We start from the raw sequence: 12001 nt of genomic DNA, 5'->3' as shown, positions 1-12001 counted from the left end.
TCCCGTCGCGGTCGGTGACCGCTCCCACGGGGCCGCATGGCGCCAACCGTGAGGTGCGGCGATGAGGCTGGCCACAGCCGAACAGATGCGCGAGATGGACCGGCGGACCGTGGAGGAATACGGCCTGCCCGGCCTGGTGCTGATGGAGAACGCGGGGCGGGCGGTCGCTGACGCCGCCTGGGACTTGCTGCCCGAAGAGGGCGGCCGCGTGCTCATCCTCGCCGGCAAGGGCAACAACGGTGGCGACGGCTTCGTCGCCGCGCGGCACCTGGCTGCCGTCGGCGTCGAAGTCGCCGTCATGCTCTTCGCCCGCCTGTCGGATCTCTCCGGCGATGCCGCCATCAACGCCCACTATGCCGAGAGGAGTGGTCTGGTCATCATCGAGGAGCCCGATGACCAGACTGTCATCGGCGCGCTCGAGCTGGCCGATGTGATCGTGGATGGGCTGCTGGGCACGGGCTTGCTCGGCGAGGTGCGGGGCCGCGTGCGCGAGGTCATCGAGCTGCTCGAGTACGCCACCGCGCCGATCGTCGCCATTGACATCCCCTCCGGTCTGGACGCCGACACCGGCAAGGTGCTGGGGGCGGCGGTGGAGGCGGAGGTGACCTGCACCTTCGGCCTCGCCAAGCCGGGCCTGGTGCAGTACCCCGGCAAGGCCTACGTCGGCGAGCTGCGCGTCGTGGACATCCAGCTCCCCCCGGCCCTGCTCGCCGATCCCGCCTTCGAGACGTACGTCACCGAGCCCGCCGACTGCCTGGCGATGCTGCCCTCGCGCCCGCCGGATGCCCACAAGGGCGACACCGGGCATGTCCTGGTCATCGGCGGCGCGCCAGGGCTCGCGGGGGCGCCCAGCATGACCGGCGTCGCCGCCGCCCGCGCCGGTGCCGGGCTCGTGACGGTGGCCGTGCCCGCGCCGCTGCAGCCCCTGCTGGCGACCAAGCTCACCGAGGTGATGACGCTGGGGCTGCCGGCCGATGACGCCGGCGTCCTCGCCCCCGGCGCTCTCGACGCGCTGCGTGACTGGCTGGGGCGCGTGGACGCCGTGGCGCTGGGGCCCGGGCTGTCGCGCCAGGGACAGGTGGCGGAGCTCGTCGCGGCGCTCGTGCGCGAGACGCCTGTCCCGCTGGTGGTGGATGCCGACGGCCTCAACGCCCTGGCGGCGCAGCCGCGCGTGCTGCACGAACGCCAGGCTCCGACCATCCTGACTCCCCATCCGGGCGAGATGAGCCGCCTGCTGGACATGAGCATCGCGGAGATCCAGGGCGACCGCCTCGGCATCGCCCGCGATGCGGCCGAGCGCTTCAGCGCCATCGTCGTGCTCAAGGGGGCGGCGACGGTCATCGCCGACCCCGGCGGCGAGGCATGGATCAACCCCTTCGCCAACCCGGGCATGGCCAGCGGCGGCATGGGCGACGTCCTGACCGGCGTCATCGCCGCCCTGCTGGCCGGTGGCGCCGACCCGCTGTCGGCCGCCGTGGTCGGGGTGTACCTGCACGGCCTGGCCGGCGAGGTGGCGGCCCAGGACCTTGGCCCCCGGGGCTTCCTGGCCCTCGAGGTCGCCGAGCGCCTGCCCGCGGCCTACCGGCGGCTTCTGGAGTAGCCGTCTGTAGGGCGGGGGCTCGTACCCCGCCCCCCGCGGCACTGCCAGACGGATGGGCGGGGTACAAGCCCCCGCCCTACACAGCGCCCTGCCCTTTGACGATCCCCTGCCCGTGCGCTACAGTGGCAGTGTGAAGCCCCTTCCCCCCTTGCCCCCGGGCCTGTTGCTCGACCTGGATGACACCATCCTGACCTACGATGTCCTCTCCCAGGAGATGTGGCAGCGCACCTGCGAGACCTTCGCCGCGCGCTGCGGGACGGACGCCGGGACGCTGCACCGCACGCTGGATGAAATGCGTGGCTGGTACTGGCGCGATCCGGAGCGCAGCCGGGCCGGGCGTCTGCGCCTGAACGAGGCCCGGGCCGAGGTGGTGCACCTGGGCCTGCAGGGCCTGGGGGTGGATGACCGGGCGCTGGCCGCCGAGCTGGCCGAGGGCTTCCGCGTCCGTCGCGATGCCGCCATCGGGTTCTTCTCCGGGGCCCGCGAGACGCTGGACGAGCTGCGCCGCCGGGGGGTCCGGCTGGCCCTCATCACCAACGGCCAATCCCACCTGCAGCGCGCCAAGCTCCGGCGCTTCGACCTGGAGCCATACTTCGACGTGATCTGCATCGAGGGCGAGATGGGCTTCGGCAAGCCTGACCGGCGGGCGTTCGAGAGCGCCCTGGCGGGCCTGGGCCTGGGGCCGGACGAGACCTGGATGGTCGGCGACAACCTGACGTGGGACATCCTCGGGGCGCAGGCCCTGGGCATCTTCAGCGTGTGGCACGACGCCCGGCGGCGGGGCCTGCCGGCCGACGCGCCGGCGGTGCCCGACCGCACGATCTACGCACTGAGTGAGCTGGTGAGGTAGGCGCGGCGCACGTCTGGTTGCGCGCGTGGGACACGCGCGCCCACGCGACCATCGGGCCGTCGCGCCATCCGGGCGTCAGTCGTGGGGCCTCGCCCCTTCGGGGCACTCCACGACTCCTCCCCGTCTCCTCATCCTGCCGCTCGCTCCCCCTCCCCACGCAGGAATCCGCCGCCGGGCTCCGAATCCTACAGCATTCCCCGGAGGTGCCCCGATGCTCCGCCGACCGCTTGTCGTCCTGTGTCTGCTGGCAATGGCGCTCGGCGCTGCGCAAGCTGCCGAGATCACCTTCCAGGCCTGGAAGTATGCGATGCCCGGTGAGGAGCAGTACTACCGCGACCTCATCGCCGACTTCGAGGCCGCCCACCCCGGCGACAAGGTCCGCTTCCAGTTCGACTCCTGGGACGACGCCCACGACCGGATGGCCGAGTGGCTCAAGACCGGCACCGGGCCGGACCTGATGGTCGTGTGCGACATGTGGCTGACGGAGTTCGCGCCCTATCTCGTGCCCTACGTGGACGACATGCCAGAGGCGAAGCAGGCCGAGTTCTACGAGGTGCTGCTGCACAAGGCCACCTACCAGGGACACACCCTCGGGCTCGTGTGGGCCACCTCCACCAAGGCGCTGTTCTACCGCACAGACCTGATGCTCCGAGCGCCCCGCGATTGGACCGAGCTGCTCAACACCGCCCACACGGTCAACCTGCCGGGCGGCCCCTATGGTCTGGGCATCCCCGTCAAGACGACCTATGAGAGCACCGACAACTTCTACTTCTTCTTCTGGAGCGCCGGCGGGGAGTTCTTCGACGAGAGCGGCAGGGCCACCATCAACTCCGACATTGGCGTGGCGGCGCTGACGTTCTACCGCGACCTGGCCTGGCAGTGGCACGTCACCCAGCCCGAGCCGACCTCGTGGTCGCGCAAGGAGCTGGAGGAGTTCTTCGGCCAGGGCAAGCTGGCGATGCACGCCAATGGCCCATGGCTGGTGGCGTCGGCGCGGCACGCGGACCCGAAGCTGCGGTTCGCGCTCGCGCCGCTGCCGCTGGCGCCGAACAAGCCGCCCTTCAACCCCCGCCGCATCACGCAGGTCATCACCGACCACCTGATGCTCAGCAAGGCCAGCAAGCAGCAGGCCCTGGCGCGCCAGTTCATTGACTTCGCGTACCAGGACAAGTACCGGCAGCGCTTCTGCGAGTTGGGGATGGTGCCGGAGAAGAAGGCCGTCGGCAACTCGGACTTCTTCCAGAAGAGCCCGGACTGGAAGATCTTCGTGGACCTGCTGCCGGACGGCAAGTTCCTCCCGCTGATCAACTGGCAGCCGGTGGAGCTGGCGATGCAGCAGATGCTGTGGAAGGTGTTCACGGGCCGCCTGGAGCCCAAGCCGGCGCTGGATGAGGTGGCGCAGGTGATGGACAAGGCGGCGGGGCGGTAGGCTGCAGCTTGGTCTCGCAGACCAAGACGCGGAAGGTTGCGTTCCAGAGCCACCTCGGGCTGCGCGGAGGCCAGAGAGCAGCGCCTCTTGCGGCGGGGCGACCCCGGGTGCTAACATCCGCAGTGCGTTCACAGCTCGGTAGAGAGCCCCCGGGGGTGATGTGGGTGTCCAAGTTCGACTCCAACGACCTGGAGCGTCGCACGGCAGCACGACTCTCTAGCGCCGGGTTTGTCCCCGTTTTGAACGTGATCCACCGCGGTAGCAACTCGGAGTTCGACATCTACGCATACCACCCTCATCCAGATTCCGTTCACCGGCTCATGGTGCAATGCACCACCTCCTCGCCAGGTAACGAGAAGATGGCAGCCCTGAAGGGAAACGCCATCTCGTTCGACTGCCAGCACTGGATGTTCGTGACGCGGAGGAAGCCACACCCAACGAAGCTCTCCTTGGCTGAGGCGCACGGCACTGTTCTCCTCGAGGAGCGAGGCGACATCTGCAGTGGCACGGTTGATGACTGCCTCATTGACTTGGCCCCGCCTCCGACCGATCGAGAGATGCTCATCACGTCGGCGATGATGGGGTTTGCTTACCTCCGACAGGAAGCTCGGTCCCCGAGCCTCCCGCCGCGCACAGACCGCGCCAGGGATGCAGTGAGCCGAGTGGATGAGCTGTGGAAGAGGCTGGAGGAGGTGCCACTGACAACTGACCCGTTCAGGCGCTTGGAGGCCCTATACGGCATCTACGAGTCTGCGCCCGAGATCTCGGCCGACTGCGCGGAGGCCGAGGACCTAGCCGACGACAGGTACAAGGCGCTCTTCGAGGCTTTCGCCAAAGGCAGGGGGAGTGTCACCCAGTGCGCCCTGGCACTGCAGACCCTCAACCGGCTGCAGACCATCGTCGCCTTGTGTGAATGCGCGTGTCTGGTCTCGGACGCGGATATCCCTTCGGACTTCCAGTTCGGCGGCAAGATCTCCAACCTGATCCGGTCACTCCGCAGTGAGAAGTACCGTCACCTCTTGGCGCGCTTCGCGTTTGAGCTCCTGTATGCTTGGGGCGGGATGTGGTTGGATGAGCATGCCGACGTCTTCTGGAACCGGATTGCCAACGACGTCGGCGTGAAGGTCGCGGAGGCACAGCGGATCAAGGAATTCCTCAACCGTCTGTTCCAGAGCATCGGGGTGTCATTCATCAGGCCGGTGGAGTCGGGAGGCGTCACCTGGCACAACCTGTACCTGCTCCCCTATTTCATCAAGGGCGTAGGTATCCGGCGCATGGAGCGCGAGCTATCCTGCACGTTCGACCGCAGCCCTTGCTCGCAATGGCGCAACTGCTCCGTTGCCTACGAGGGGAAGTGCAGGGCATGGGAAGAGAAGCACCACTGAACCATGCTTCGGCAACGGAGCGGAAGTCGAGCCGCCCCGAGGACGGGCAGGAGACGGGCTCGAACACAGCACAGGGGAGACCCAGTTGACACACACGGTCCGCTCGAGTCTGTTAGCCATCGCGTGCATTCTCTGCCTCGCCGTTGCCCGCGCCGATCAGCTCCGTGTGCTCAAGCACGGCGACGAGGTCTTCGTCCGCACCGCCTTCTCGCCCCAGGAAGACCTCCTCGTCCGCGTCGCTAGAGGCCGCAACGGGCAGTTCAACTACAACAGCGCCTACCTGCTCCCGGCCGCGGCCGGCATGACCGTGCCGGAGCTGACGGCCGGGAAGCTGATCCATGGCAACGGCGATGACGCCACTCCGTGGAACCTCAACGGCACGTACATCGGCGCCAACCACGGCTGCTCGGACGGGCGCGAGATCACTGTGCCAGGCCACGGCCTCACCGCGGCCGACCTCGGCAGCCAGTGGCAGGACGAAGCCGGCACGACCTTCGTCGTCCTCAAGATCGTAGACGCCGACCGCTTCTGGGTGCTGTCCACCAACCAGGGCACCGGCGACATCTGGCGGTTCATCACCACAGTCAAGGGCCCGACGCTCAAGCGCGCGGCCGACGGCAAGACGCTGACCTTCACCGACTGCAAGATGGCGCAGCTCATCCCCGCCTGCCGCCTCAGCCGGCAGGACGTGCTGGTGGAGGGCAAGACATCCCTGGCCGACGACACGCCGGTCTCCTGCGCCTCTCTCGACCTGGTCGAGGACTATGACGTCATCAGCCCGGCGGCGCTGGTGCAGGATTTCCTGGCCCACCCCGGCGAGGCTCGCAGCTTCACTGGCGAGGGCCTGGCCGCCGTCGTGCGCAACCACATCATCTACCGGTTCCACCCCAATGGGTCCAATGTGATCCTTTACTCCGCCACAGCGCTGCAGGACTTCAACCTCGGCTACATGGGGTTCATCCAGGCGGCCAAGCTGACCCAGGGCGGCAACTACGACAGCCACCTGTATGTCATCCCCAAGACGGTGCCCCTCACGCAGGACAACATCGCATATGACTTCCGCCTCGGGCAGGACTACTCGGGCAAGCTCCCCTCGCCGCTGCTGTTCAGCGCGGCCAAGGGGAATATCGCGGATCCACAGAACCTGCCCGAGCGGTTCATCCAGCTCCTCGGCCACAAGACCGGCGGCGGGGTCGCGAGCGAGGTGGGCTTCGTGCTGGGCTACTCGCTCGTGAGCGGCATGACCGTGCCCGCCGGGCGGGCGAGGAACGCCGGCCAGGCCCTGATGCTCTACACGTCCAGCAAGACCTACCCGACCGCCTGCGATGGGAAGATGGCCCGGCCGGTCAAGGCCGGGACGCAGTTTGAGTGCGTGGCCTACCGGCAGTACTTCCGGCCCGACCCCGCCCAGCCGGGGACCTGCTTCACGTGGCACCCCGAGGGTGACGAGATCGTGGCGTGCGCGGACTTCCGCCAGAGCGTGGACCACGGGACGCTGAGCGTGCCGCCGGCGTGGGCCGGCAAGACCCTCACGGTGGTGGAGCAGACCCCGTCGGTGACGCTGCACACGGCCGGGACCGTGTCGGCCGGGGGCCTTGCCATCTCGGTCGCGGACGGCTATGGTTACATCGTGTTCAAGGTGAAGTGAGGAGGACGTGGGTGACTGCACGAGGCGTGGCATGAATGGACTGCTGACCCGGCCGGCCCTGCGGGGGCGCGCGCCCTACCGCGTCAGCTTCGGCGGCGGGGGCAGCGATCTGCCGGTCGTATCCGACCGCCAGAACGGGGCCGTGCTCAACACCACTATCGCCTTCTACGTGCACGCTACCCTCCTGCCGCGCACAGACCAGAAGGTCCGCATCTGCTCGGTGGACTACGACATCATCGCCCACTACGACCTGTCGGCCCCGCTCCTGGACCAGCAGTCGCAACTGCGCCTGTTCGACGCCGTGCTGCAGCGGTTTGCGCCCGACCAGGGCTTCGACCTGTTCGTGGAAAGTGACGCCCCGGTCGGCTCGGGCCTGGGGGCGTCGGGGGCGCTGGCGGTGCTGGCGACGGCGCTGCTGGCCCGGCACGCGGGACGCGCGCTGAGTCCGTACGAGATCGCCGAAGCGGGCTTCCAGGCCAACCGCGAGTTGCTGGGCGAGCGCGTGGGGCGCCAGGATGAGTACGCCTCGGCCTTCGGCGGCCTGAACTTCATGGAGTTCGGTCCCGACCGGGTGACGGTCATGCCGCTACGGCTGCGCCCGGAGCTGCTGTGGGAGATCGAGCATCGCTTCCTGCTGTGCCACACCCCCGCGGAGCGCTCGCCGCACGATCCGGTCAATGAGCAGGTGCGCCTGTTCGGCGAGGGCCGCGTGGAGACCGTGCAGGCCATGGCGGACCTGCGCGACCTGGCCTACGCGATGCGCGACCACCTCTGTCGCGAGGACCTCCAGGCCTTCGCGCAGGACCTGGTGCGCGCCGGGGAGCTGAAGGTGGCGACCAACCCGGCGGCGGTGGTACCACAGGTGGAGGACATGCTGCAGGCGGCGCTGGAGGCGGGGGCGCTGGGGGGCAAGCTTCTGGGCGCCGGCGGCGGCGGCTACCTGCTGGTCGTCTGCGGCGCCGGGCAGAAGGGCAGAGTCTCCGAGGTCCTCAAGTCCCTGCAGGGCGATGTGGTGCCCTTCCTTCTCGACAGCGACGGTGTGACCATCTGGGAAACCGAGATCTCCGCCGACGACAAGCTGCATCCGTTCTATCGCGAGTGGCTGGCGCAGTCCTGACCCCTCTCGCCCCGGGGCACGCCAGTGCCACTGCCAGCCGCCGCGCCGTCCCCGGCACATGAAGGAGACCAGCATGAGGGTAGCCGTGGACGCCCGCGCGCTCATTGCGGGCGGCGGAGGCATCAACCGCTACGCGTCGGAGCTGATGCGCGCCCTGCCGGCCCTGGGGGTGGAGGTCACGGCGTGGGTGGCCGGCTGGCATCGCGAGCAACTGAGCCAGGATGTCACCGCGCAGTTGTCCGCCCTGGGCCTGGACTTGCCGGTCCATGCGGCCAAGCTACCCGGGAAGCTGCTGTACGATCGTCTGGGCCCCCCACTGTGGCCCCACTGGCAGCGATGTCTGCGGTGCCTGTCGCTCTTCCCCCGCGACGTGGACCTGTTCCATGCCCCGCAGTGGCCTTTTCCGCTGACGCAGCGGCCGCCGAGCGTCCTGACGATACACGATCTGATCGGCCTGCGGCATCCCGACTGGGTGCCCCCGATGGTGCGCGCGATACACCGCTCCGTCGCTGCTCTGGCGCCGCGGGCAGCCCAGGTCATCGTCGACTCGGAGGCGGTCCGCGCCGACGTGCTGGACTTGTGCAGGCTGGCGCCCGAGCGGGTCACCGCTGTGCCGTTGGGGGTATGCGCCGAGGCCTTCGCTCGCAGCATCCCGCCCGAGCAAGCGGCGGCGGTGGGACGCCGCTACGCAGCCGACCGACCCTACTTCCTGACCGTCAGCACCATCGAGCCACGCAAGAACCTGACCACTCTCCTCCAGGCCTACGACCTGCTGTGCGAACGCCGGCTGGTGGACTGGGACCTGCACATCGTGGGCCGTCGCGTCGGGCATACGCCGGAGTTCGAGGAGCTGCTGGCCCGGCCCCGGCCCGGCGTCGTGCGGATCACGACCTACGCCCCGGGCGATGATCTGGCGGCACTGGTGCAGGGGGCCGGCTGTTTGGCGTTCATCTCCAGGGCCGAGGGCTTCGGCCTGCCGGTGCTCGAGGCGTTCGCCGCCGGCTGCCCGGTCGTGGCCGCGAACGCGACCTCACTACCGGAGGTCGCCGGGGATGCTGCACTGCTGGTTGATCCCACAGACCCCGAGGCCGTTGCGGACGCGCTGTTGCGGGTGGCGAGCGACCCGGCGCTGGCTGACGAACTGCGCCGGCGCGGGCGAGCGCGAGCGGCGGAGTTCACCTGGGAGCGCACCGCCTGCCAGACCCTTGACGTGTACCGAAAGGCTCTGGCATAGTGACGCCACCGCCTGATTCTATGCTCCGGTCCGGCCACCGCGGTGGCCGGAGCGTGCTTTGGCACGTGCAGGAGGCCGAGATGCCACAGGTCGTGCCGATGGGCCTGCAGACGCCCCGTACCCCCAGGGCCTGTGGCGCGGGTGGGCTACCGTGAGTGAGCGTCCCGCGGTCACCCGGCCGCTGATCAGCGTCGTGATCCCGACGTGCAGTGCAGACCGGTACTTGCCCGACTGCCTCCGGTCGCTGGCCGAGCAGACCTGGCGCGAGTTCGAGGTCATCGTCGTGGACAACGGCTCCACCGACGAGGCCGCCGCCGCTGTGGCGGAGCAGTTCCCCTGGGTCAGGCTCATCCGGCTCCGCGGTCGGCAGGGCTTCAGCAAGCCGGTGAACATCGGCTGTCGCGCGGCCGCGGCCGACTTGCTGTTCGTGCTCAACGACGACACGGTGCTGGCTCCCGACTGCCTGGAGGAACTGCTGGCGGCAGCGCGCACACGGCCGGAGGTCTCCTGGTTCGCGGCCCTGATGGTCTACCACGACGACCCTGGCCTGGTGAACTCCGCTGCCCATGTCCTGCTGCCCTGGGGCTGGGTCCTGGACTGGGGGGCGCGCCAGCCGCTGGCAGGCGACCTTCTGACCCCGCAGCCTGTCTTCGGGGCCTGCGCGGGGGCGGCGCTTTACCGCAAGAGCATGTTCGACGAGTTGGGCGGCTTCGACGAGAGCCTGCGCTTCCTGTATGAAGACGTGGACCTGAACTTCCGGGCGCAGTTGGCGGGCCATGCGTGCTGGACCGTGCCGTCAGCCCGCGTGCAGCACCGGGTGGCACAGTCGCTGGAGGCGAGCAGCCCGGCGCATGTGCGGGCGCTGTTCCATAACGCCGCGCTCTGCTTCCTGGGGAACCTCCCCCCCGCCTTCTGCCGGCGCTACCGGCGGCAGGTGCTGTACTACTGGGTGATGAACGTGGCCAACCAGCTGCGCTCGGGGGTCGTGGTGCCCCTGGTGCGTGCCTTCTGGTCCGCCCCCTGGCGGGCGCCGCGAGTGCTGGCCAAGCGCGCCGCGCAGACGCCCAACCTGCTGCGGCGTGGGGCAGTCATCGAGCGGTGGGCCCAGTGGGCGGAGCATCATCTGCCCGACTCCGACGGCAGCCCCGAGGTTGTCGCGGCCCGAGTGGAGGGGCGGTGGCGGCGGCGCTGGCGCCTGCTCGGCCCGGCGCTTCCGGCCCTGGTGCTGCTGGCGCCGCTGCTGCTCTGGTGCGGCGTGGCCGCGCTGCAGGATCGGTGGCTGGCGCGGCGGCTGCGTGCGGCTGCGCGACAGCCGGGTGAGTGAGAGGGCCCATGTCCCGCGTATTGTTCGTCCATCCCCGCAAAGTCACGCCCGAGAACCCGGTACCGCACCTGGGTCTCGCCAGCCTCGCGCGGCGACTGCTGGACAGTGGACACGAGGTGCTGGTCCTCGACGAGGCGTTCCTGCCCGAGGGGTCAGTCCCGCCGCTGACACAGGTCGTCGAGAGCTTCGCCCCCGATGTCATCGGCTTCTCGGTGTACACCGCCACCCTCGACAGCACGCTGGAGTACATTCGCCGCGCCCGGGAGAGTTCGTCCGCGGCCATCCTGGCCGGCGGCCCGCACGCCACCCTCTTCCCCCAGCAACTGGCCGCCAGCGGCGCGGTGGACTGTGTCGTGAGGGGGGAAGCGGAGGACGTCATCGTCACGGTGGTCGAGGCGGCGCGCCGGGCAGAGACGTGCCAGGTGGTGCGCGCGCCCCTCGTGGATGTGAAGTCACTGCCCTGGCCGGACTACACGCACTTTGTCGGCTGGGAGAGCGTCACGATCTACCCGGTCAATACCAGCCGGGGGTGCCCGTTCGACTGCAGCTTCTGCGCGGTTGCCCAGATCACGTCGCGGAAGTGGCGCGCGCGCGATCCCGACGACTGCGCGGCCGAGGTGGCCGCTGCCCGCCGGCTGCTGCCGGCTCTGCGCGAGCTGAAGGTCACCGACGACTGCCCGACCTGCATGCCCGAGCACTTCAGGACATTCCTCAAGAGCCTCGCGGCCCAGGAGCAGCCGCCGCTGCACCTGGTGGTGGATAATGTGCGCGCCGACCGGGTGGACGAGGAGTTCGTGCAGTTGGCGAAGGCCGCCGGCGCCACTGAGATCTGCCTGGGGGTTGAGAGCGGCGACCCGGATGTCTTCGCCATGGTGAACAAGAAGGAGACCCTCGAGGACGTGGCCCGGGCCGCGCGGCTGGTCACGGAGCGCGGTCTCGACCTGGCCCTGTGCTTCATCATCGGTCTCCCCGGAGACACCTTCAAGCGGTCGGGGGCGTCCGTCCGTTTCGCCCAGCGCCTCGGCGCCACCAAGATCTTCTGGAACATGATGCACCCGTTTCCCGGCACCGCAGCGTATGCGTGGTTCGAGGAGCACGGGGCGCGGATTGACCCGCCGCGCACCTATACCTCCTATGACACTCATCAGCTGGAGGTCGCCGAGCCGGCCGTGGAGACGCCGGAGTTCACCAAGCACGAGCGCAAGCGAGCGTACTTCCGCGCGGCGGTGGAGACAGACCAGTTCGTGTGCGATGACACAGCGCTGGGGCACCTGCTGCAAGGCGCTGTGCGATACCGCCTCCCCGGCCCCGTCCTGCGGGCCCTGCGCCGCCACGGCGGTCCGGCCGGGCGCCGTTTCCTCGGGCGCATCAAGCGCCGCCTCATGAGATACGCCGGCAAGGCCGGAGGGTAGAC

8 protein-coding genes and 1 pseudogene are annotated in these 12001 nt (G+C 69.3%); all 9 read left to right on the top strand.

Translation table 11 applies throughout. From position 1 onward, the window contains the following. Nucleotides 1–61 precede the first annotated feature (61 nt). The 9 genes and pseudogenes from LLH23_07850 to LLH23_07810 all read left to right on the top strand — a co-directional run bounded on the left by LLH23_07850 (nucleotide 62) and on the right by LLH23_07810 (nucleotide 11999). A pseudogene (locus LLH23_07850) lies at nucleotides 62–1522 on the top strand (NAD(P)H-hydrate dehydratase). 208 nt (nucleotides 1523–1730) lie between these two features. Then, a complete protein-coding gene (locus tag LLH23_07845; GenBank protein ID MCE5238392.1) occupies nucleotides 1731–2450 on the top strand; it encodes an HAD-IA family hydrolase in 720 nt (239 codons plus the stop codon). Between the two features lie 211 nt (nucleotides 2451–2661). Further along, complete coding sequence (locus LLH23_07840) at nucleotides 2662–3879, top strand: sugar ABC transporter substrate-binding protein (GenBank protein ID MCE5238391.1); 1218 nt, start codon at nucleotides 2662–2664, stop codon at nucleotides 3877–3879. Between the two features lie 164 nt (nucleotides 3880–4043). Further along, nucleotides 4044–5264, top strand: coding sequence for a hypothetical protein (locus tag LLH23_07835; GenBank protein MCE5238390.1), 1221 nt, complete (start codon nucleotides 4044–4046; stop codon nucleotides 5262–5264). An 85-nt stretch (nucleotides 5265–5349) separates the two neighbouring features. Further along, a complete protein-coding gene (locus LLH23_07830) occupies nucleotides 5350–6912 on the top strand; it encodes a hypothetical protein (protein ID MCE5238389.1) in 1563 nt (520 codons plus the stop codon). Nucleotides 6913–6943: 31 nt separating this feature from the next. Next, nucleotides 6944–8029: a GHMP kinase gene (locus LLH23_07825; GenBank protein ID MCE5238388.1), complete on the top strand. Its 1086-nt coding sequence runs from the start codon at nucleotides 6944–6946 to the stop codon at nucleotides 8027–8029. Between the two features lie 73 nt (nucleotides 8030–8102). Continuing rightward, on the top strand, nucleotides 8103–9263 hold the full coding sequence (locus LLH23_07820; protein ID MCE5238387.1) for a glycosyltransferase family 4 protein: 1161 nt from the start codon (nucleotides 8103–8105) through the stop codon (nucleotides 9261–9263). A 151-nt stretch (nucleotides 9264–9414) separates the two neighbouring features. Further along, complete coding sequence (locus tag LLH23_07815) at nucleotides 9415–10587, top strand: glycosyltransferase family 2 protein (protein MCE5238386.1); 1173 nt, start codon at nucleotides 9415–9417, stop codon at nucleotides 10585–10587. An 8-nt stretch (nucleotides 10588–10595) separates the two neighbouring features. After that, entirely contained in the window at nucleotides 10596–11999 is a 1404-nt protein-coding gene (locus tag LLH23_07810; protein MCE5238385.1) for a B12-binding domain-containing radical SAM protein, read from the top strand. Nucleotides 12000–12001 lie beyond the last annotated feature (2 nt).

The organism is bacterium, from assembly GCA_021372615.1.
In the GTDB taxonomy this organism is placed as follows: Bacteria; Armatimonadota; Zipacnadia; order Zipacnadales; family UBA11051; genus JAJFUB01.
The sequence above is the reverse complement of the archived record's forward strand: the minus strand, read 5'-3'. Positions and strand labels throughout refer to the sequence as shown.